Origin of the sequence: Marinobacter nauticus, assembly GCF_003634635.1 — a bacterium.
In the GTDB taxonomy this organism is placed as follows: Bacteria; Pseudomonadota; Gammaproteobacteria; order Pseudomonadales; family Oleiphilaceae; genus Marinobacter; species Marinobacter nauticus.
In genome coordinates, this window is the sequence record NZ_RBJB01000003.1 from 460,106 (window position 1) to 481,060 (window position 20,955).

Sequence of the window (20,955 nt, forward strand, 5' to 3'; positions counted from 1 at the left end):
AGCCGTTAGAGCACCCAACCCTGACAATGGCGGGCTTTCTCTTCCCTGATTGGATCAAGGAGATCAGATTGAGCGCCGCCAACCACAATTCCGAGTCCGGCCTTCCGACCTGGCTGATCGTCTTTGCGCTGGCGATGGGCGGCTTTGGTATTGGCACCGGTGAATTCGCCATTATGGGATTGATGCCCAATGTTGCTCAGGATCTCGGCGTTTCTGAACCACAGGTAGGTCATCTTATCTCCACCTATGCGCTGGGCGTGGTGGTCGGTGCACCCATTCTGGCCATTCTCGGTGCGCGACTTTTCCGGCGGCAGTTGCTCATACTACTGATGTCCTTCTACGCGCTGGGCAACCTGGCCAGTGCCCTGGCCAGCAATTACGAATCCCTGCTGGTTTTCCGGTTTATCGCCGGACTGCCCCATGGCGCCTACTTCGGTGTTGCGGCCCTCGTGGCAGCCTCACTGGTGCCGGTACACAAGCGGGCCAAGGCGGTGAGCCAGATCATGATGGGGCTGACTCTTGCACTGCTGATCGGCAATCCCCTGGCCACGGTGATGGGGCAATCCATGGACTGGCGCTATGCCTTTGGTTTTGTTGGCCTGGTGTCTTTACTCACCGCGGTGCTGGTAACCCTGTTCCTGCCCAAAAATCATCAGGAACAAAGGCACAGCCCGTTAAGCGAAATCCGCGCCTTTAACAAACCACAAATCTGGTTTGCACTGGCCATTGGCGCTATCGGTTTCGCAGGCATGTTCGCTGTGTTCAGTTACCTTGCCCCGACACTGCTGGAAGTCACTCGAGTGGATGCTGCCTGGATTCCCGTGGCCCTGGTGGTATTCGGGTTGGGCGGTTTTGTGGGCAACCTGCTTGGTGGCTGGTTGTTTGACCGGCTGCAATTCCGGGCCGTTGGCGTGATCCTGGTATTCAGCGCCATGATTCTGAGCGTCTTTCCTTCTGCCACAGGCTCATTGCCCGTCTTGCTCGTGGTCTGTTTCCTGACCGCTTTAATGGTGGCCCTGGGCCCGGCGCTGCAAACCCACCTGATGGATGTGGCAACCGGCGCCCAGACTCTGGCGGCTGCCTCCCATCACGCCGCATTCAATCTTGCCAATGCCCTGGGCCCATGGCTGGGCGGGCTGGCCATTACCGCTGGTTTCGGCTGGCAGTCCACTGGCTACGTAGGAGCTGCAACCGCCGTAGCCGGGCTGATGATTTTCCTGATTGCCTGGCGCCGGCCTGAGCCTGTGCCAGAGGCCAGCTAGGCGCTCATTTCTCACGCTACAGTCATTATCATTCACTCCGCTAAGCCAGTAGAATAGCGTGCTTTGAACGCTACCTGTGCGGAAACCGGAGTGAAACCCCAGCCAATGCCCTCGCAACCTCTCGCAAATACTGGTCCCAGAGCCAGGCTATTGCGCCAACTGGATGATTCAGCGACAACGCTGGATGGCAGCCAGTTGCCCTGCTTTGCAGAGCGACTGAGCCGGCTGTTCGGCCTGGGCGACACCATGACCCTGGATGCGGCCATTGGTTATCGGGCGAAACAGCCAGGCACGCCTCAGGGCGCCGTGGTAGACCGGTTAACCGAGGAGCTGGCGACGATACGCAGGGCACTGGTTCAGCGTATTCGCGGGTTTGGCTCAGATCTGGAGTTTGATGGTGAACCCGAGCTTGAAGCCGCTCTCAATGCCTGGCTCGCACTCCAACGCAAAGTGGCGGCCAACAGCCGTCAGTTGCGGGACAAGGTTCGAAAATCGATGAAAGATCAGGGCCCGAAGCTGGCCCACCTGGCCGAATTGGACGCCGTGTTTGATCAAACGATGGCCGGGTATACCGCACAGTGTTTTTCCCATATTCCCAAGGTACTTGAACAACGATTCGAGCACCGATCGACCACCCCGGAGCAAAGCCCCACCCCGGCCACAACGGCCGACTGGTTCCACCGTTACTGCGAGGAAGCGCAGTCTTTGTTACTCGCTGAACTGGATGTTCGGCTTGAACCGGTTCTGGGTTTGCTGGAGGCTTGCCACAAAGAGGTTAACAACACCCCATGAGTAAACTGTTCTTTACCCTGGCGTTTGCCATCGGCCTGGCCGTGGTAGCCTGGATTGGTGCCGGATTTGTCGGTTCCGACCTGCTGGCGCTGGCGTTTACTGGCCTGATTGGCGCCGTCTACTGCCTCGGCTTTGGCGAACTGGTGAATTTCCGCCGACAAACCCGCGAACTGAACGCGCAAGTTCATCAGATACCTGAAAGCCAGGAGCAGGTTAACCACTGGCTTGGCACACTGCCCGCCCCGATGCAGTTCCCGGTGCAACGGCGAATCGAGGGCCATGCCGCCGCATTACCCGGCCCGCAACTGACACCCTACCTGACCGGCCTGCTGGTGATGCTGGGCCTGCTGGGCACCTTTGCGGGCATGATTGTGACCCTTGGCGGCGCCGCCTCGGCCCTGGATAACAGCACCGAACTGAGCGCTATTCGCAGCGCACTGGCCGCTCCGATTGCCGGTTTGAGTCTCGCCTTCGGCACCTCCATTGCCGGCGTGGCCGCCTCCGCCATGCTGGGGCTGGCCTCCACCCTGAGCCGCCGGGACCGGTTGCAGGCGTCCCGCGCCCTGGATAGTGCGCTGCGAGACAAGCTGCATCATCTATCTACAGATCATCAACGCCACCAGGCGTTTCAGGCACTGGAAAGCCAGGCCAAAGCCCTGCCCGAAATGGCCTCGGCCATGGAACGCATGACGGCGCGCATGGAGCAACTTGGCCAGCAACTGGAACAGTCCCTGACTCACAACCAGCAGGAATTCCACAGCACGGTCGGCCGCCACTATCAGACCCTGGCCGACTCCGTAGCCAACTCCCTGACAACGGCATTGGACAACACTGCAAAGCAGGCGTCAGAGCGGATTGAGCCCATAGTTGTCCAGGCCCTGGAGCAACTTCAGAAGGATGCTCACGGCCTGCAACAAAGCTGGGCAGATAATGCACGTGAACAACTCACGGAATTGATCTCCGGGTTTCAGGCAGTTACCACGGAGGCGGGCGAACGCTGGCAGCAGAATCTGATTGCACAACAGGCCCAGAACCAGGAGACGGTGGCGACCCTCTCAGAGCAGAACGAACAAAGTCAAAGCCAGTTGCAGGAACAACTCCACACCTGGCTTGGCGCCATCAACGACCAGCACCAAACCTGGCTCAAGGAACAACAGCAACAACTGGTACAGAGCTGTGAACGCCTGAACAATGCCGGAGCTGAGGTGTCGCAACACTGGCAGGCCGGTCTGGCCCGACAGCAGGCTCAAAGTGACGACATGCTGGCAGCATTCAATGAGGTGCTGACTCAATACCAAAGCCATTTCCAGACCAGCAGCACCGGGTTGATTGAGCAGCAACAGGCCGGGCTGGCGGAACTGATCAGCACCGTTGGTGCTCAGCTCGATCAACTCCGGGAACAGGAAAGCGAACGAGCCCGGACTGCAAACGAGCGAATGGAACAACTGGAAGCCACAGCAGCACGCCACCTGAGTGAGCTGGGCACTGCACTGGAAGCACCCATGGCCCGCCTGATTGAGACGGCCTCGGAAACACCGAAGGCCGCCGCCGAGGTGATCCGAAAGCTGCAGTCGGAAATCGCCCGCAACAGCGAGCGGGAAAACGAGCTGCTGGAGGAACGCCAGCGACTGGTCCAGGAACTGGACACTCTGCTGGAGAACCAGCGCAGCACCGCTGACAGTCAGCGGGAGGCGGTGGATACCCTGATCCGCGGCGCCGGCGAAACCCTGACCGGCATCAGCGAGCGCTTCAACACCCTGATCCAGGAACAGACCCAGCAACTGGGCAAACTGGGCGACGACATTACCGGCAGCAGTCAGGAAGTGGGCGCCCTGAGCGATGCCTTCGCGCAGGCCATTGAGCTGTTCAGCCAGTCCAACCAGCAGGTCATCGGCAGCCTGGCGGATATCCAGAAAGCGCTGGATAAGGCCGGCAATCGGCACGATGAGCAACTGGCCTACTACGTCGCCCAGGCCCGCGAGGTGATTGATCTCAGCGTCAGTGCCCAGAAAGATGTGATTGATGCCGCTGCGGCGCTTCTCCGGGCAGAATCCAGCGAGGCCGGGTGATGGAACAGCTGGAAGGCGGCGAACAGCAATCGGCACCGGTCTGGGCCATATTCTCGGACCTGATGGCGGCGCTGGTGGGTATTCTGGCGCTGATTCTTGTGTGGGTGATCGGCATTCAGCTGGAGCTCAGCCAGTCCCTGGCCGAGGAGATCGAGAAGCGGGAAGCCGAAGAGCAGCGCCGGATGGCTCTGGAGCAAGCTCTCGAAGATCCGCTCACCAAAGGTCTGGTGACGTTCCGCGATGGCCGTATCGGCATCAGCGGTAACGTATTGTTCGAGCTGAATTCAGACCAATTGCAGGCCGAAGGTGAAGAAGTACTGGAATCACTGATTCGCCCGTTACAGGCCTACCTGGAACAGCACGATGAACTGCTGATGGTGAGCGGATTTACCGACGACTTGCCGATGCATCCGGGCAACCGTTATCAGGATAACTGGGGCCTGTCGGCCCAGCGGGCCCTGACGGTTACCCGAACCCTCACAGAGCTGGGCTTGCCCAATGACCGGGTATTCGCTGCCGCCTTTGGTCCTCACCACCCGACCGTACCCAATGTCGATGCCGAATCCCGGGCCCAGAACCGGCGGGTGGAAATCAGTACCGTGCCACGGGCGCCGAGCGCCACCTCTGCAGACACTCAACCGGAAACCGACAGCTGATGACTGATCTGGCTGACACCTCTTTACTGGCTGCGCTGCAGGCGGCCGACGCTGACCAAGTGGACCCCGTGCGCCTCCACTATCTGGCGTCACTGGAAAGACGCCTGCGCTCAAAAGGCCTTCAGGGCTCAGCCCATTGGCACAAACTGAAGCAGGCCGTCGCCGGGTTACAGGCCATAGACCGTGAAAACGCCGAGCAACATGCGGCGGCCGAGCCCGGTCGTCGTTCTCCCCTGCTCGAGTTGGTCGACACACTCAATCAAGCTCCGGACAGCGTTCCGGTACAAGCGCCCCGCTCCCCGATCGAGCAACTGATTTTCGGGGCAACGGAAGAGGAAGAGCTTGAGCGCTCACAAGCCACTTCAAACGGCCCCCAACCGTTGAAAGCCATGGCGCGCGCAACGGCTGACCACGGTTTTCAAGCGCTTCAAAACCGCATTCAAGACGCCATTGAAAACATCCCCGAAGATGCTGGCCCGATGAATGCCCATCGGCTGGTTAGCCGGGCCATTGCCGAAATGCAACGCCTGTCACCGGCGTATCTCAACCGCATGGTTAATTATACCGACACCCTGATGGCGCTCGAAAAGCTGGGACGGAAAATCGAGATTACCAAGCCGAAATAAACCCCGTTCAAATGTGTTCTAGACTATCCCGGTGTACAAGCCGATAAGGAGAGCTATAGTGAACGTGTTCGAAGCCTTGAGACAGGATCACGACGTACAACGGGAACTGCTGGAGCAACTGGCCGATACCTCTGGCGATGAGCAAGTTCGCCGACAGGCATTTTCGCAGCTGAAAAACGAATTGACCGAACACGCCGCAGCGGAAGAAAAGCATTTCTACGCCCATCTGATGCAACACGAGCAAACCCAGGATAAAGCCCGCCATAGCGTTGCTGAACATCACGACATTGATGAGTGCATTGAGCAAATTGAACAGACCGATTACTCCAGCCCCCAATGGTTGCAGTTGTTCAAGGAGCTACAACACCTCGTGAACCATCATCTGGAAGAAGAAGAGCAGGAAGTGTTCCAGATGGGAGGCAAAGTACTGACCGATCGGCAGAAAGAGGAACTGGGCAGCCAGTATCGCAACCAGATGGAGAAGAACCGGTAAGTCTCTGATTAATCGGAATTGAGTGCCCCGGGTGGTTCCGGGGCACTTTTCTATTTCAGGCTTACTTTACTTTCGGGTCCAGCTCGCCAGCCGCGTAACGTTCGAACATCTGCTCGAGGTTCAGCGGCTTGATCTTGCTGGCCTGGCCGGCGCAGCCGAACGCTTCGTAGCGCGCTACGCAGATATCGGTCATGGCAACCATGGTGGCCTTGAGGAATTTGCGCGGGTCAAATTCGGCCGGGTTCTGGGCCATGAAGCGACGAACGGCGCCGGTAGAGGCCAGACGCAGGTCGGTGTCGATGTTGACCTTGCGCACGCCGTGTTTGATGCCTTCGACGATTTCTTCCACCGGTACACCGTAGGTTTCCGGGATCTCGCCACCGAATTCGTTGATCACTTTCAGCCACTCCTGAGGTACGGAGCTGGAGCCGTGCATGACCAGGTGGGTGTCCGGGATGCGGGCGTGGATGGCTTTGATCTGGTCGATGGCCAGGATGTCACCTGTAGGCGGACGGGTGAACTTGTAGGCGCCGTGGCTGGTGCCGATGGCGATAGCCAGAGCGTCGACTTGGGTTTTCTGCACGAAGTCAGCGGCTTCTTCCGGATCGGTCAGCATCTGGCTGTGGTCCAGGGTGCCTTCGGCGCCAATGCCGTCTTCTTCACCGGCCTGGCCGGTTTCGAGGGAGCCCAGGCAGCCCAGCTCACCTTCTACGGAGACACCACAGGCGTGGGCCATTTCAACGGTACGACGGGTCACGTCGACGTTGTATTCGTAGCTGGTCGGCGTTTTGCCGTCTTCACCCAGGGAGCCGTCCATCATCACAGAGCTGAAGCCAAGCTGGATGGAGCGCTGGCATACGGCCGGGCTGGTGCCGTGGTCCTGGTGCATAACCACGGGGATGTGCGGCCATTCTTCGATGGCGGCCAGGATCAGGTGGCGCAGGAAAGGCGCACCGGCGTATTTGCGGGCACCGGCGGAGGCCTGGACAATGACCGGGGAGTCGGTTTTGTCGGCCGCTTCCATGATGGCGCGCATTTGTTCGAGGTTGTTTACGTTAAAGGCTGGCACACCGTAACCATGCTCGGCGGCGTGGTCCAGAAGTTGCCGCAGCGAAATCAGGGCCATGGGTTGTCTCCTTCGTTGACTTTTTAATGGTTAAATTCTGTTTTGCTTCAGACTTGGGAGTCTGCTTCGGCTGGCGGAGGGGTTGGCCTCCCGAGACACGCCGTGAATACATCCCTGTAGGCTTGAGCGCAGCATCCATGCTGCGCACAGTCTCGGGAGGCCAACCCCGCCACCAGCCTTGCGAATCTAGCTCTTGCGTGAGCCCTTAAGCGCCACGCTCTTCCAAAACCGCTACTGCCGGCAGGGTTTTGCCTTCCACGAATTCGAGGAACGCGCCACCGCCGGTGGAGATGTAGGAGATCTTGTCAGCTACGCCGTATTTGTCAACGGCTGCGACGGTGTCGCCGCCGCCGGCCAGGGAGAAGGCGTCGCTTTCGGCGATGGCCTGGGCGAGTGCTTTGGTGCCGTTGCCGAACTGGTCGAATTCGAATACGCCAACCGGGCCGTTCCACAGGATGGTTTTGGCGTTTTTCAGCAGTTCAGCGAACTGGCCGGCGGTTTCCGGGCCTACGTCGAGGATCATGTCTTCGTCGCTGACGTCGGAGATGTTTTTGGTCGTCGCCGTGGCGGTTTCAGCGAATTCGCTGGCGACCACCACGTCAACCGGCAGCGGGATTTCCACGCGGCTGGCGATGTCTTTGGCAGTGTCGATCAGGTCGTGTTCGCACAGGGACTTGCCTACCGGGTGGCCGGCTGCGGCCAGGAAGGTGTTGGCGATGCCGCCACCAACGATGATCTGGTCACACACTTTTTCCAGAGCGTTGAGCACGTCCAGCTTGGTGGAGACTTTCGAGCCACCAACGATGGCAACGACCGGCTTGGCCGGGTTATCCAGGGCTTTGCCGAGTGCTTCCAGCTCCGCTGCCAGCAACGGGCCGGCGCAGGCTTCAGGGGCAAATCGGGCCACACCGTGGGTGGAGGCCTGGGCGCGGTGAGCGGTGCCGAAGGCGTCCATCACATAGATGTCGCACAGGGCGGCGTATTGCTTGGCCAGGTCCTCGTTGTCTTTCTTTTCGCCTTTGTTGAAGCGAACGTTTTCGAACAGCACTACTTCGCCGTCGGCCACTTCAACGCCGTCCAGATAATCCTTGATCAGGCGGACTTCCTGGCCCAGCAGGGTGCCCAGGTGTTCGGCAACCGGTTTCATGGAGGAGGCTTCGTCGTACACGCCTTCTTCCGGGCGGCCCAGGTGGGACATCAGCATGACTTTGGCACCGGCGTCTTTGGCGGCCTTGATGGTGGGCAGCGAGGCGCGGATGCGGGCGTCACTGGATACTTTGCCGTCTTTGACCGGGACGTTCAGGTCTTCACGAATCAGAACCCGCTTGCCGGCGAGGTTCAGGTCAGTCATTTTCTTGATGGCCATAATCAGGTTCCGTAGTTATGGGTTCAAAGGTGCAAATTCTAAGCCTAAGGCTGGAGCCTGACTCCCTTCGGGATCAGCCCCCACAATATTCTTCAGGTTTTGCTCAACCAGGTTCTGCTGACATCCAGCATGCGATTGGCAAAGCCCCACTCGTTGTCAAACCAGCACAACACTTTCACCATGGTGCCGCCGATGACTCGGGTCTGCCCGCCATCGACCACGCCGGAATGGGAATCATGGTTGAAGTCAGAACTGGCCAGCAGTTCATCGGTATAGCCGAGGATACCCTTCAATGAGCCAGCGGATGCACCGCACAGCAGCTGATTCACTGCGGCTATGTCGGTCGGCTCACGCACGTTAACCACCATGTCTATAGCAGAGACATTCAGCGTTGGCACGCGCATGGCAACCGAGCTGAAACGGCCTTCCATATGAGGCAACAAGCGCTCGATACCGCGGGCCAAGCCAGTGTCCACGGGCACAATATTGTGCAGGGCACTTCGGGTACGGCGCAGGTCCTGATGGTGGTAGGCATCGATGACCGGCTGGTCGTTCATGGCGGCGTGAATCGTGGTGGTACTGCCCTGCTCTACGCCAAAGGCATCGTCCAGGACCTTGATGACCGGTACCAGGCAGTTGGTGGTGCAGGAGCCGGCAGCTACGATCACGTCCTGACCGTTCAGGTCCCCGTCGTTAATGCCGAAGACCACCGTGCGGTCGACATCCGGATCGCCCGGCTGGGAAAACAGCAGGCGCTGGGCACCGGCTTCAATATGCTTTTCCGCCGTGGCCCGGTCAGAATAGGCGCCGGAGCATTCCAGCACCAGATCCACACCCAGCAGTCGCCAGGGCAGTTCCTCGGGTTCAGGGTGACGCAATACGCGGATGCGGTCGCCGTTCACAACCAGGTTATCGCCATCCACGGCCACCTCACCGTGAAACCGCCCGTGGGTGGAGTCGTATTTGGTGAGGTGGGCAATGGTGTCGATATCCGACAACTCGTTGATCGCGACCACCTGCAGATGGTCGCGATAGCCGTTTTCATAAAGGGCCCGCAACACGCACTGGCCGATGCGGCCGTACCCGTTGATGGCAATGCGAAACGGCGTTGCGTTGGTCATCAGGCGTCCAGCAGTTCGTCAGCCACTTCCAGGATATTGTCGACAGTAAAGCCGAACTCCTTGAACAGCTCGCCGGCCGGCGCAGATTCACCAAAGGTGGTCATGCCAACGATGCGACCGTCCAGGCCCACGTACTTGTACCAGTAGTCCGCAATGCTCGCTTCAATGGCAATACGGTTGGTCACTTCCAGCGGCAACACCTGCTGTTTGTACTCGGCACTCTGGGCATCGAATACGTCAGTGGACGGCATGGATACAACACGCACCGCTTTGCCCTGCTCACGCAGCTTGGCTGCAGCGTCCTGGGCCAGCCCCACTTCGCCGCCGGTGGCGATGAGAATCAGCTCCGGCGTGCCTTCGCTGTCCGACAGGACATAACCACCCTTGGCCACGTTCGCCAGCTGTTCGGCATCACGCTGCTGGTGCGGCAAGCCCTGACGGGAGAAGACCATGGCGGTCGGGCCATCCTTGCGCTCCAGGGCCGCTTTCCAGGCCACCGCAGACTCCACGGTGTCGGCCGGGCGCCAGGTGCTCATGTTCGGGGTGGTGCGCAGGCTGGCCAGCTGTTCGATAGGCTGGTGGGTCGGGCCATCTTCACCCAGACCGATGGAATCGTGGGTAAAGACAAAGATCGAGCGCTGCTTCATCAGTGCGGCCATGCGCACGGCATTACGGCAGTATTCCATGAAGATCAGGAAGGTAGCGCCGTAGGGCACGAAGCCACCGTGCAGAGCGATACCGTTCATAATGGCCGCCATGCCGAATTCGCGCACACCGTAATAGATGTAGTTACCGGAGGCGTCTTCCTTGGTCACGCCTTTACAGCCCGACCAGATAGTCAGGTTGGAACCGGCCAGGTCGGCAGAGCCACCCATCAGTTCCGGCAGCAGCGGACCGTAGGCGTTCAGGGAATTCTGGGACGCCTTACGGGAGGCAACGGTCTCGCCCTTGTCCTGGCATTCCTGGATATAGGCCTGGGCTTTTTCGGCGAAGTCTGCCGGCAGATCACCCGCCATGCGCCGTTTGAACTCGGCGGCCAGTTCCGGCTCGGCCTTCTCATAGGCCGCAAATTTCTCTTCCCAGACACTCTGTGCAGCCTGGCCTTTTTCTTTGGCATCCCACGCGGCGTAGATCTCGGACGGCACCTCGAACGGGCCGTGCTGCCAGCCCAGGGCTTCGCGGGTCAGAGCGATTTCATCGTCGCCCAGCGGGGCGCCGTGACACTCTTCCTTGCCCTGCTTGTTGGGGGAACCGAAGCCGATAATGGTCTTGCAGCAAATAATGGTGGGCTGCGCGGTGTTAGCACGGGCAGCTTCAATGGCCGCACGGATGGCATCGGAATCGTGACCATCAACATTGGGGATCACCTGCCAGCCGTAGGACTCGAAACGCTTGGGCGTATCGTCGGTGAACCAGCCTTCTACTTCACCATCAATGGAGATGCCGTTGTCGTCATAGAAGAACACCAGCTTACCCAGGCCCAGGGTGCCGGCCAGAGAGGCAACCTCATGGGAAATACCTTCCATTAGGCAGCCGTCGCCCAGGAACGCATAGGTGTAGTGGTCAACAATGTCGTGGCCCGGACGGTTGAACTGAGCAGCCAGTGCCTTCTCTGCGAGCGCGAAGCCAACAGCATTGGCGATGCCCTGCCCCAGCGGGCCGGTGGTGGTCTCGATGCCCGGGGTATAACCGTATTCCGGATGGCCCGGTGTTTTGGAGTGCAGCTGACGGAAGTTCTTCAGGTCATCAATGCTGACGTCGTACCCGCTCAGGTGCAGCAGGGAATACTGCAGCATGGAGCCATGGCCGTTAGACAGCACGAAGCGGTCGCGGTTGGCCCAGTGCGGGTTGGCCGGGTTGTGGCTAAGGTAATCGTTCCAAAGCACCTCGGCGATATCCGCCATACCCATGGGCGCACCCGGGTGGCCGGATTTGGCTTTCTGAACCGCATCCATGCTCAGCGCGCGAATGGCGTTGGCGAGATCTTTACGGGACGGCATTGACAATTCTCCAGTGTTTTTCAGGAAAAGACTTCAAGCTGCAAATACTGCTCAAAAAGAAGGCGCGTATTTTCGCCGATTAGGGTATGCCGGGGCAAATCCATATGTAGTGGTTTTCCGATGAAGCCGGCACAAAATCACCAAACCGACTGATTTCACAGAACTCATAAATCTATATCAAAAAATTTTGATATGGCTATTGATCGACCAACCGAACGCCCCTACACTTGCCAACCATGACCTCACTCAATGCACATGCGAACGAATTGTCCTCTGTGGACGTACTGGCCCCGATCTTCAAGGCGAGCGGCGACCCCCTGCGCCTGGAAATCCTGCGGGTGCTGCGGCGGGACACCTTCGGTGTGCTGGAGCTGAGCCAGATGTTCGACATGCGCCAGTCCGGCATGAGCCATCACCTGAAAGTGATGCACAAGGCCGGCTTGCTGGAGCCCCAGCGGGAAGGCAATGCCATTTTCTATCGTCGCCCGCTGAATCTGGACAGTGACAAACTGGCCGACCAGGCGATCCGCCAGATTTTCGAAACCGTCGACAGGGTTGCCCTGCCCCGGCACCTGAATGAAAAGATTGAAGCCATACGAGAGCAGCGGGCGGGACAGTCCCAGGCCTTTTTCTCCCGACACTCCGAACAATTCCGGGAACAGCAGGAACTGATTGCAGCCTTTGACCTGTACGCCGAGCCTACCGCGGAACTGATTCGCAAGCGTGCGGCGAGGCAGTCATGGCAGAGCGTTCTGGAAATCGGACCGGGTGAAGGCGGGTTCCTGCCGGTACTGTCGGAGCTGTTCCAGCATGTGGTTGGCCTGGACAACAGCAAAGACATGCTGGCCAAGGCGACGCGCACCTGCATAGAGGAACACCTGAACAACGTCGACCTGATCGAAGGCGTGACCGACACCCTGCTGGCGCGGGGCGACGCCTTTGACCTGATTGTAGCCAACATGGTGCTGCACCATGTGCCCAGCCCCGCGGACATTTTTCTGGACGCCGCAGCCCTGATGAACAGTGGCGGTTGTCTGGTCGTCAGTGATCTGTGCAGTCACGACCAGGACTGGGCCAAGGAAAACTGCGGCGACCTGTGGCTGGGCTTCGAGCCGGAAGAACTGACTTCCTGGGCGGCCGACGCCGGGCTGACCGCCGGCGAACAGCTGTTTATAGGCCTGCGCAACGGGTTCCAGGTACAGGTAAGAGAATTCTGGAAGAGTACGGAAGCGGCGTAACCAGTCGCCGTCACAGGAATATCAAAAACTTTTGATATGGGTGTAGGTAGTTTTACGTATGCCCTGACAACAACCAAGGCAGCCGGTAGGTCGAACAGGACGGAGCCGGTACGAATTTGCAATCGCTCAAGAGGAGCACACCTATGTCTGACTACAACATCTTCACCTCCGAATCGGTCTCCGAAGGCCATCCGGACAAACTGGCCGACCAGATTTCCGATGCGGTACTGGACGCCATCCTGACCGACGATCCGCACGCGCGCGTGGCCTGCGAAACCATGGTCAAGACCGGCGTGGCCATCGTCGGCGGTGAAATCACCACCAGCGCCTGGGTCGATCTGGAAGACCTTGTACGCGGTGTGATCAAAGACATCGGCTACACCTCCTCTGAAGTAGGCTACGACGGCGACACCTGTGGTGTGATCAACATCATCGGCAAACAGTCCGTCGACATCGCCCAGGGCGTTGACCGCCAGAAGCCGGAAGACCAGGGCGCAGGCGACCAGGGCCTGATGTTCGGCTACGCCAGCAACGAAACCGACGTGCTGATGCCGGCGCCGATCACCTTCTCCCACCGCCTGGTTCAGCGCCAGGCCGAAGCCCGCAAGAGCGGCCTGCTGCCGTGGCTGCGTCCGGACGCCAAGAGCCAGGTCACCTGCCGCTACGAGAACGGCAAGGTTGTGGGTATCGATGCTGTGGTTCTGTCTACCCAGCACGACCCCGACGTCACCCAGGCCGACCTGAAAGAAGCGGTGATGGAACTGATCGTCAAGCACACCCTGCCGGCTGAACTGCTGCACAAAGACACCCAGTTCCACATCAACCCGACCGGCAAGTTCGTTATCGGTGGCCCGGTGGGCGACTGTGGCCTGACTGGCCGCAAAATCATCGTAGACACCTACGGCGGCATGGCCCGTCACGGTGGTGGCGCCTTCTCCGGCAAAGACCCTTCGAAGGTTGACCGTTCTGCTGCCTACGCCGGCCGTTACGTCGCCAAGAACATCGTCGCCGCCGGCCTGGCCGAGAAGTGCGAGATTCAGGTGTCCTATGCCATCGGTGTAGCCCAGCCGACTTCCATTTCTTTGAACACCTTTGGCACCGGCAAGATCAGCGACGACAAGATCATCGATCTGGTACGTGCACACTTCGACCTGCGTCCGTACGCGATCACCAACATGCTCGACCTGCTGCACCCGATGTACCGGGCCACCGCAGCTTACGGCCACTTCGGCCGTGATCCGTACGAGATGACCGTCGGTGGCAAGACCTTCACCGCGTTCCCGTGGGAGAAAACTGACCGTGCGGCAGCCCTGAAAGACGCTGCGGGTATTTGAACAGACCATTCCGGATAACTGGGCGTATTCCATTTCACCGAATACGCCCAAACCAAACTGACAGGAGAACACCATGAGCACTCCGGCCGAAAAACTGAATGACTTCCAGGACTACAAAGTCCGCGACATCACCCTCGCCGACTGGGGCCGCAAGGAAATCAAGATCGCCGAAGGCGAAATGCCCGCCCTGATGAAACTGCGCGAGAAGTACAAAGCGGAGCAGCCGCTGAAAGGCGCCAACATCATGGGCTGCATCCACATGACCATCCAGACCGCCGTGCTGATCGAAACCCTGGTCGAACTGGGCGCCAACGTACGCTGGTCCTCGTGCAACATCTTCTCCACTCAGGATCAGGCCGCAGCCGCCATCGCTGCGCAAGGGATCCCCGTGTTTGCCTGGAAAGGCGAGACCGACGAGGAATACGAGTGGTGCCTGCACAAGACCGTCGGTGCGGACGTAGACGGCTGGGAGCCGAACATGATCCTGGACGACGGCGGCGACCTGACCGAGCTGCTGCACAAGGAATACCCGCAGGTGATCGCCAACTGCCACGGCGTAACCGAGGAAACCACTACCGGCGTGCACCGCCTGCAGGAAATGCTGCGTGACGGCACCCTCAAGATCCCGGCGATTAACGTCAACGACTCGGTGACCAAATCCAAGAACGACAACAAGTACGGTTGTCGTCACAGCCTGAATGATGCGATCAAGCGCGCCACCGACCATCTGCTGTCTGGCAAAAAGGCCCTGGTCATCGGCTACGGCGACGTAGGCAAGGGTTCCGCCCTGTCCCTGCGTCAGGAAGGCATGATCGTCAAAGTCACCGAAGCAGATCCGATCTGCGCCATGCAGGCCTGCATGGACGGTTTTGAAGTTGTGTCCCCATACATTGACGGCGTAAACACCGGTACCGAGCAGGGCATCAACAAGGATCTGTTGGCCAACACCGACCTGTTGGTAACCACCACCGGTAACGTCAACGTGTGCGATGCCAACATGCTGAAAGCGCTGAAGAGCGGCGCCGTGGTATGCAACATCGGGCACTTCGATAACGAAATCGATACCGCCTACATGCGCAAGAACTGGGAGTGGGACGAGGTCAAGCCACAGGTGCACGTGATCTACCGCGACAAGGCCAGCAACGACCACCTGATCCTGCTGTCGGAAGGCCGCCTGGTAAACCTGGGCAACGCCACCGGTCACCCGTCCCGTATCATGGACGGCTCCTTTGCCAACCAGGTGCTGGCGCAGATGTATCTGTTCGAGCGCAAGTTTGCCGATCTGCCGGAAGATTCCAAGGCCAAGGGCGTTTACGTTCAGGTTCTGCCCAAGCAGCTGGACGAGGAAGTGGCCCGCGCCATGGTGGAAGGCTTTGGTGGCGTGATCACCAAGATGACTCCGGACCAGGCGAAATACATCGGTGTACCGGTCGAAGGCCCGTACAAGCCGGAAAGCTACAGGTACTAATCGGACACAAACATGGAATCCCAGAAGCAATTCAAACGCCGCTTCAGTTTCGAGTTTTTCCCGCCCAAGACCGATCAGGGCAAGGAGAAGCTGCAGGCGGTGCGTAACCAGCTGGCCGAGGTGAACCCGGATTTCTTCTCGGTCACCTTCGGGGCGGGCGGTTCCACCCGGGACCGCACCATCGAGACTGTGCTGAACCTGCACCAGCAGGGCATCTCCACGGCACCGCACCTCTCGTGCGTGGGGGGTACCCGGGAAGAAATCGGCGAGCTGCTGGATGTGTATAAAGAGAACGGCATCAACCGGATCGTTGCCCTGCGCGGCGATATGCCATCGGGTATGGGCGCTTCCGGTGAACTGCGTTACGCCAACGAACTGGTGGAATTTATCCGGCAGCACAGCGGCGATCACTTCAATCTGGAAGTGGCCGCTTACCCGGAGTTTCACCCTCAGGCCCGCAACGCCGAAGAAGACCTGAAGAACTTCGCACGGAAAGTACAGGCCGGTGCCAACAGCGCCATCACCCAGTACTTCTTTAATGCCGACAGCTACTTCTACTTCATCGACCGTCTGGAGCAGATGGGCGTCACCATTCCGGTGGTACCGGGCATCATGCCCATCGTCAACTTCTCCAGCCTGGTGCGGTTCTCGGACATGTGCGGCGCGGAGATCCCGCGCTGGATCCGCAAGCAGCTGGAAGCCTACGGTGACGACACGGACAGCATCCGCAAGTTCGGTGAGGAAGTGGTCACTGAAATGTGCCAAAAACTGCTCAAGGCCGGGGCTCCAGGGTTGCACTTCTATACTCTGAACCAGGCTGAACCCAGCCTTTCCATCTGGAAGAATCTGGGCATCAGCGACCGGGAGAAAATCGCGTTCTGACACGCCTTCCCGGCCGCTGCAGAGAGGGGCTCCGGCCCCTCTTTCCTTTCATAACCGCCTGATTTCCTGCAAATCCTGTCTCCATAGTCTAAACTGTATCTGATGCATCCCCATCAACGCTCCCTGTGATGCACGGCCACAAAGAGTGCTTTCACAGACTGCCTTACCGGGCAGACGGGGCATAAAAAACAGAAAGGAGAAAGCATGAGCACGAAATGGCTGAAAACACTGGGTGCTGGTCTGGCACTATCTGTAGCCGCAACCTCAGTCAGCGCAGAGACCCTGCGCGTGGTCACCGACCCAAGCTTCGTCCCGTTTGAAATGATGGACCAGGAAACCGGAGAAATGATCGGTTTCGATATGGAGATCATTGCCGAAGTCGCCGAACGTGCAGGCTTTGATTACGACCTCAACACCATGGACTTCAACGGCATTATCCCGGCCCTGCAAACCGGCAACGTGGATATTGCCATCGCCGGCATCACCATTACCGATGAACGCGAGGAAATCGTCGATTTCTCCGATCCTTACTACGATTCCGGTCTGCGTATCCTGGTGAGCCAGAACAACGGCGATGTTGATGAAATGTCGGACCTGGAAGGCATGAAAGTCGGCACCAAGATTGGCAGCACCAGCTATGACTTCCTGATGAAAAGCCTGGACGACAACGACGGTGTAACGCCGTACCCCGGCAGCTCGGACATGTACATGGCGCTGATGTCCGGTGCCGTTGATGCGGTTTTCTACGATGCCCCAAACGTTGGCTACTTCGCCAGCACCCGTGGCAAAGGCAAGGTCAAGACCGTCGGCCCCCTGTATGAAGGCCAGCAGTACGGTATTGCCCTGAAAAACGGCAGTAAATGGGTCGGCCCGGTTAACGAAGCCCTGGCAGAAATCAAGGAAGACGGCACCTACAAGACCATTTATGAAAAATGGTTCGGCCCCATGCCTGAAGACAAATAACCCGCCACTCGAACCGGCCGGGGCACACAATGCCCTGGCCGATTCCTCCCAACCCAACGGAGAAACACACTGTGGAATTCCAGTTTCAGTTTGACTGGCAGGCGGCCATCAATTCCATTCCCTACCTGGCCAAGGGTATTCCCTACACCCTGATGATTTCCTTCGGTGGCCTGGCCATCGGTTTTGTTCTGGGCATCGTGTTCGGCCTGCTCAGCATCAACAAGAATTGGTTCTTGCGCTGGCCCGCCACTGCCTACATCGAGATTTTCCGCGGCACCCCCATCCTGGTACAGGTGCTGTTTATCTTCTACGGCCTGCCCGACCTGGTTGGCGGCCCGATCGACCCGCTGACAGCCGGTATTGCCGCGATCGCCCTTAACTCCGGTGCCTATATCTCCGAAGTCGTCCGTGGTGGCGTGCAGTCCATTGACAAAGGCCAGACCGAAGCCGGTCTGTCTCTGGGCCTGTCACGCTCCCAGACTTTCTGGAACATTGTCTGGCCCCAGGCCTTCCGGCGCATGATTCCGCCTTTGGGCAACCAGGCCATCGTCAGCATCAAGGACACCTCACTGTTCTCGGTCATCGGCGTGGGCGAACTGGTACGCCAGGGCCAGGTGTACATTGCCAATACCTTCACCGCGTTCGAGGTGTATTTTGTGGTGGCCATCATGTACCTGGCCATTACGCTGTCCCTGTCACTGATCCTGCGGCTGCTTGAGCGCCGTGGTGTAGCGTCTGCCTGAAGGAGCCCGAGCAATGACACAGATTGTAAAAATGAAGGGCATGAACAAATACTTCGGCAAACTGCATGTCCTCAAGGATATCGACCTGACCGTGGAACAGGGCGAAGTGGTGGTGATCATCGGCGCCAGTGGCTCCGGCAAATCCACCCTGATTCGCTGCGTGAATGGCCTGGAAGAATACGAATCCGGGTCGCTTGAGGTGGATAACCACCCTCTGGCCCCGAAAGGCGGAAATCAGAACAGCCTGGCGGAAATCCGCAAGGAAGTGGGCATGGTGTTCCAGCAGTTCAACCTGTTCCCGCATCTGACGGTGAAAAAGAACATCATGCTGGCGCCCATGAAGGTGAAAAGAACGGCCGAAGTGGTTGCCAACGCCACCGCCGAACGCCTGCTGGAGCGTGTAGGCATCGGCAACCAGGCCGACAAATACCCCAGCCAGCTATCCGGCGGCCAGCAACAGCGGGTGGCCATCGCCCGGGCTCTGGCCATGGAACCCAGGCTGATGCTGTTCGACGAACCCACGTCAGCGCTGGACCCGGAAATGATCGGGGAAGTGCTGGATGTCATGCGGGAGCTGGCCAGAGAAGGTATGACCATGATGGTCGTCACCCATGAAATGGGCTTTGCCCGCGAGGTGGCCGACCGGGTGATCTACATTCACGAAGGCCAGATTGTCGAGGAAGGCAAACCCGACGAGGTGTTCGATAACCCTCAGAATGAGCGCACCCAGGCATTCCTGTCCCGGGTACTGGCTCACTGACCCTCGCGTTTAAAGCAACTGGCGGATGACGTCATACTCACGTTCAATCTTGGCGTGGGAGTCATCCGCCAGAAACTTCGCAATCTTCCGGCCCAGAAACGGCACCTCGCACAGCACCGACAGGCTCACGTAGTTGATACAACGGTCGCCGTTGCCCAACAGCCGCATCGCGCCCTTGATCTTCGCCGGCACGCCGTCAATACGCACCCGAAACTCGCAGTGCCACTCGTCATCGTCTTTGCGGAACCAGTGCTCTTCCTGCCGCACCCGGTTCCATTCCCGGTGGAAACCGGAAAGCACACCCGGCACCGGTGCCGAGGCGGTCATTTCCCGCTCGATCACCAGTTTGGCCGACATTTCGTCCTTTTTCAGCTCGGTCACCCTGAGATTGCGGGCGCCCAACTGCTCGTTTTTGTTGCGAATATGCGCCTCATCGAAGAAACGCTCGATCACCTGATCAAGCCCCCGCTCGTAGGGGTGCTCCAGATTGAGTTCCATGATTACCTCCGAACCTGTCTTACCCCTATTGTTGCGGCCGCCCAGCGTGGCAACATTGGCCGGGCGGGCAAGCAAACCGGGCAAGCAAGCCAGACCGATTGGTTCACATTCTGGCGCTGTTAAGCGATGGCCCGGGCAAGTATCATGTGAGGATTTTAACAAACCGAACAAACGGCCCGGGAGCTGACAGGAGACTACAATGCGCAATGCCGATCTGGTCGCACGGGATCTCAAATCCGTGTGGCACCCGTGCACCCAGATGAAAGACCACGAAACCCTGCCCCTGATCCCCATCAAACGGGGCGAAGGTGTCTGGCTGGAGGACTTTGAGGGCAACCGCTACATCGACGCCGTCAGCTCCTGGTGGGTTAACCTGTTCGGCCACGCCAATCCGCGCATCAACTCCGCCATTCAGGAACAGATCGGCCAGCTCGAACATGTGATTCTGGCCGGTTTCAGCCATGAGCCAGTGGTTAATCTGTCAGAGCGGCTGATCGAGGTAACACCGGAAGGCCTGAACAAGTGTTTCTATGCCGACAATGGTTCCTCGGCCATCGAAGCCGCTCTGAAGATGAGTTACCACTACTGGAAAAACCACGGCAAACCGGGCAAGAAGAACTTCGTAAACCTCAGCAACAGCTACCATGGCGAAACTCTGGGCGCGTTGGCCCTGGGCGACGTGGCCCTTTACAAGGACACCTACCAGCCGCTGCTGATGGAAGTGCTGACCGCCCCCTCACCGGACGCCTACAACAAAGAGCCCGGCGAAACCGATGAAGAGTACGCCCTGCGCCAGTTCGAGGCCATGGACAAACTGCTGGCCGAGAAACACGACGAAATCTGCGCTGTGGTGGTGGAGCCGTTGATCCAGTGCGCTGGTGGCATGCGCATGCACCACCCGGTTTACCACACCAAACTGCGGGAAGCCTGCGACCGTTACGGGGTGCACCTGATCGCGGATGAAATTGCCGTCGGCTTTGGCCGTACCGGTACCCTGTTCGCCTGTGAACAATCCGGCATCACCCCCGATTTCATGTGCCTGTCCAAAGGACTGACCGCCGGCTATCTGCCGCTGTCCGTGGTGCTCACCACCGACAACGTCTACAACGCCTTCTACGACGACTACGAAACCATGCGCGCCTTTCTGCACAGCCACAGCTACACCGGCAACCCCATTGGCTGCGCCGTCGCCCTCGCCACGCTCGACATCTTCCGGGATGAGAACGTCATCGAAAACAACCGCCAGCTGGCCCGCTGTATGGCCGAGTCCGTTGCCCATCTGGCCGACCACCCGAACGTGGGCGACATCCGCCAGCACGGCATGACCATGGCCATTGAAATGGTCAAAGACAAAGCCAGCAAAACCCCGTTCCCCTGGCAGGAACGCCGCGGCATCAGAGTGTATAAGCATTCACTCACCCGCCAGGCTTTGCTGCGCCCCCTGGGTAACGTGCTGTACTTCATGCCGCCCTACGTGATCACCGAAGAACAGATTCGCCATCTGGCTCAGGTGGCCACCGAAGGCATCGAAATCGCGGTCAAGGACTGAGAACCGCCG

19 protein-coding genes are annotated in these 20,955 nt (G+C 58.9%); 14 read left to right on the forward strand and 5 right to left on the reverse strand.

The features are described from left to right. The first annotated feature begins 134 nt into the window (after positions 1 to 134). The 6 genes from C7436_RS08095 to C7436_RS08120 all read left to right on the forward strand — a co-directional run bounded on the left by C7436_RS08095 (position 135) and on the right by C7436_RS08120 (position 5,898). Entirely contained in the window at positions 135 to 1,262 is a 1,128-nt protein-coding gene (locus C7436_RS08095; RefSeq protein ID WP_228198110.1) for an MFS transporter, read from the forward strand. Positions 1,263 to 1,367: 105 nt separating this feature from the next. Next, positions 1,368 to 2,054: a DUF3348 family protein gene (locus C7436_RS08100; RefSeq protein ID WP_031210000.1), complete on the forward strand. Its 687-nt coding sequence runs from the start codon at positions 1,368 to 1,370 to the stop codon at positions 2,052 to 2,054. Beyond that, positions 2,051 to 4,123 carry a DUF802 domain-containing protein gene (locus tag C7436_RS08105; RefSeq protein WP_121207392.1) on the forward strand — a complete coding sequence of 691 codons (2,073 nt, stop codon included), beginning with the start codon at positions 2,051 to 2,053 and terminating at the stop codon, positions 4,121 to 4,123. The genes C7436_RS08100 and C7436_RS08105 overlap by 4 nt, the downstream gene beginning before the upstream one ends. Next, entirely contained in the window at positions 4,123 to 4,779 is a 657-nt protein-coding gene (locus C7436_RS08110; protein WP_121207394.1) for an OmpA family protein, read from the forward strand. Before C7436_RS08105 ends, C7436_RS08110 begins: the two co-directional genes overlap by 1 nt. Then, positions 4,779 to 5,405 (forward strand): DUF2894 domain-containing protein, encoded by a 627-nt coding sequence (locus C7436_RS08115; RefSeq protein WP_121207395.1) that lies wholly within the window; start codon positions 4,779 to 4,781, stop codon positions 5,403 to 5,405. Before C7436_RS08110 ends, C7436_RS08115 begins: the two co-directional genes overlap by 1 nt. Positions 5,406 to 5,463: 58 nt before the next feature. Then, the gene (locus tag C7436_RS08120; protein ID WP_121207397.1) at positions 5,464 to 5,898 is read left to right on the forward strand and encodes a hemerythrin domain-containing protein; all 435 of its coding nucleotides are present in this window, start codon (positions 5,464 to 5,466) and stop codon (positions 5,896 to 5,898) included. Positions 5,899 to 5,959: 61 nt separating this feature from the next. Here the strand turns inward: C7436_RS08120 and fba are convergent, their stop codons facing one another. From fba to tkt, 4 genes are all read right to left on the reverse strand, one after another. Beyond that, positions 5,960 to 7,024 carry a class II fructose-bisphosphate aldolase gene (fba, locus tag C7436_RS08125; RefSeq protein ID WP_011786479.1) on the reverse strand — a complete coding sequence of 355 codons (1,065 nt, stop codon included), beginning with the start codon at positions 7,022 to 7,024 and terminating at the stop codon, positions 5,960 to 5,962. A 205-nt stretch (positions 7,025 to 7,229) separates the two neighbouring features. Beyond that, positions 7,230 to 8,390, reverse strand: a complete 1,161-nt coding sequence (locus C7436_RS08130) for a phosphoglycerate kinase (RefSeq protein WP_121207399.1) — start codon at positions 8,388 to 8,390, stop codon at positions 7,230 to 7,232. Positions 8,391 to 8,482: 92 nt separating this feature from the next. Then, positions 8,483 to 9,511: a type I glyceraldehyde-3-phosphate dehydrogenase gene (locus tag C7436_RS08135; RefSeq protein ID WP_121207400.1), complete on the reverse strand. Its 1,029-nt coding sequence runs from the start codon at positions 9,509 to 9,511 to the stop codon at positions 8,483 to 8,485. Next, a complete protein-coding gene (tkt, locus tag C7436_RS08140; RefSeq protein ID WP_121207402.1) occupies positions 9,511 to 11,511 on the reverse strand; it encodes a transketolase in 2,001 nt (666 codons plus the stop codon). Before tkt ends, C7436_RS08135 begins: the two co-directional genes overlap by 1 nt. Before the next feature lie 236 nt (positions 11,512 to 11,747). On the opposite strand from tkt, the gene C7436_RS08145 reads away from it, so the two are divergent. From C7436_RS08145 to C7436_RS08175, 7 genes are all read left to right on the forward strand, one after another. Then, positions 11,748 to 12,749: a metalloregulator ArsR/SmtB family transcription factor gene (locus C7436_RS08145; RefSeq protein ID WP_022992441.1), complete on the forward strand. Its 1,002-nt coding sequence runs from the start codon at positions 11,748 to 11,750 to the stop codon at positions 12,747 to 12,749. 143 nt (positions 12,750 to 12,892) lie between these two features. Next, positions 12,893 to 14,083, forward strand: a complete 1,191-nt coding sequence (metK, locus tag C7436_RS08150) for a methionine adenosyltransferase (protein WP_023008553.1) — start codon at positions 12,893 to 12,895, stop codon at positions 14,081 to 14,083. 73 nt (positions 14,084 to 14,156) lie between these two features. Next, positions 14,157 to 15,551: an adenosylhomocysteinase gene (gene ahcY / locus C7436_RS08155; RefSeq protein WP_121207403.1), complete on the forward strand. Its 1,395-nt coding sequence runs from the start codon at positions 14,157 to 14,159 to the stop codon at positions 15,549 to 15,551. A 12-nt stretch (positions 15,552 to 15,563) separates the two neighbouring features. Then, the gene (gene metF / locus C7436_RS08160; protein ID WP_011786486.1) at positions 15,564 to 16,433 is read left to right on the forward strand and encodes a methylenetetrahydrofolate reductase [NAD(P)H]; all 870 of its coding nucleotides are present in this window, start codon (positions 15,564 to 15,566) and stop codon (positions 16,431 to 16,433) included. A gap of 204 nt (positions 16,434 to 16,637) precedes the next feature. Further along, on the forward strand, positions 16,638 to 17,396 hold the full coding sequence (locus tag C7436_RS08165) for a transporter substrate-binding domain-containing protein (RefSeq protein WP_023008554.1): 759 nt from the start codon (positions 16,638 to 16,640) through the stop codon (positions 17,394 to 17,396). A gap of 71 nt (positions 17,397 to 17,467) precedes the next feature. Next, positions 17,468 to 18,139, forward strand: coding sequence for an amino acid ABC transporter permease (locus C7436_RS08170; protein ID WP_031210002.1), 672 nt, complete (start codon positions 17,468 to 17,470; stop codon positions 18,137 to 18,139). 13 nt (positions 18,140 to 18,152) lie between these two features. Beyond that, positions 18,153 to 18,899 carry an amino acid ABC transporter ATP-binding protein gene (locus C7436_RS08175; RefSeq protein ID WP_011786489.1) on the forward strand — a complete coding sequence of 249 codons (747 nt, stop codon included), beginning with the start codon at positions 18,153 to 18,155 and terminating at the stop codon, positions 18,897 to 18,899. A 9-nt stretch (positions 18,900 to 18,908) separates the two neighbouring features. On the opposite strand, the gene C7436_RS08180 is transcribed toward C7436_RS08175, so the two are convergent. Beyond that, the gene (locus C7436_RS08180; protein ID WP_011786490.1) at positions 18,909 to 19,397 is read right to left on the reverse strand and encodes a DUF2505 domain-containing protein; all 489 of its coding nucleotides are present in this window, start codon (positions 19,395 to 19,397) and stop codon (positions 18,909 to 18,911) included. Positions 19,398 to 19,596: 199 nt separating this feature from the next. Here C7436_RS08180 and C7436_RS08185 point away from each other — a divergent pair, with 199 nt between their 5' ends. Continuing rightward, positions 19,597 to 20,946, forward strand: coding sequence for an adenosylmethionine--8-amino-7-oxononanoate transaminase (locus C7436_RS08185; protein WP_121207406.1), 1,350 nt, complete (start codon positions 19,597 to 19,599; stop codon positions 20,944 to 20,946). Positions 20,947 to 20,955 lie beyond the last annotated feature (9 nt).

Excerpts from the sequence above, each read along its gene's own strand:
- C7436_RS08095 (WP_228198110.1), top strand. The coding sequence starts at position 135 with ATGGGCGGCTTTGGTATTGGCACCGGTGAATTCGCCATTATGGGATTG.
- C7436_RS08100 (WP_031210000.1), top strand. The coding sequence starts at position 1,368 with ATGCCCTCGCAACCTCTCGCAAATACTGGTCCCAGAGCCAGGCTATTG.
- C7436_RS08105 (WP_121207392.1), top strand. The coding sequence starts at position 2,051 with ATGAGTAAACTGTTCTTTACCCTGGCGTTTGCCATCGGCCTGGCCGTG.
- C7436_RS08110 (WP_121207394.1), top strand. The coding sequence starts at position 4,123 with ATGGAACAGCTGGAAGGCGGCGAACAGCAATCGGCACCGGTCTGGGCC.
- C7436_RS08115 (WP_121207395.1), top strand. The coding sequence starts at position 4,779 with ATGACTGATCTGGCTGACACCTCTTTACTGGCTGCGCTGCAGGCGGCC.
- fba (WP_011786479.1), bottom strand. The coding sequence starts at position 7,024 with ATGGCCCTGATTTCGCTGCGGCAACTTCTGGACCACGCCGCCGAGCAT.
- C7436_RS08130 (WP_121207399.1), bottom strand. The coding sequence starts at position 8,390 with ATGGCCATCAAGAAAATGACTGACCTGAACCTCGCCGGCAAGCGGGTT.
- C7436_RS08135 (WP_121207400.1), bottom strand. The coding sequence starts at position 9,511 with ATGACCAACGCAACGCCGTTTCGCATTGCCATCAACGGGTACGGCCGC.
- tkt (WP_121207402.1), bottom strand. The coding sequence starts at position 11,511 with ATGCCGTCCCGTAAAGATCTCGCCAACGCCATTCGCGCGCTGAGCATG.
- C7436_RS08145 (WP_022992441.1), top strand. The coding sequence starts at position 11,748 with ATGACCTCACTCAATGCACATGCGAACGAATTGTCCTCTGTGGACGTA.
- metK (WP_023008553.1), top strand. The coding sequence starts at position 12,893 with ATGTCTGACTACAACATCTTCACCTCCGAATCGGTCTCCGAAGGCCAT.
- ahcY (WP_121207403.1), top strand. The coding sequence starts at position 14,157 with ATGAGCACTCCGGCCGAAAAACTGAATGACTTCCAGGACTACAAAGTC.
- metF (WP_011786486.1), top strand. The coding sequence starts at position 15,564 with ATGGAATCCCAGAAGCAATTCAAACGCCGCTTCAGTTTCGAGTTTTTC.
- C7436_RS08165 (WP_023008554.1), top strand. The coding sequence starts at position 16,638 with ATGAGCACGAAATGGCTGAAAACACTGGGTGCTGGTCTGGCACTATCT.
- C7436_RS08175 (WP_011786489.1), top strand. The coding sequence starts at position 18,153 with ATGACACAGATTGTAAAAATGAAGGGCATGAACAAATACTTCGGCAAA.
- C7436_RS08180 (WP_011786490.1), bottom strand. The coding sequence starts at position 19,397 with ATGGAACTCAATCTGGAGCACCCCTACGAGCGGGGGCTTGATCAGGTG.
- C7436_RS08185 (WP_121207406.1), top strand. The coding sequence starts at position 19,597 with ATGCGCAATGCCGATCTGGTCGCACGGGATCTCAAATCCGTGTGGCAC.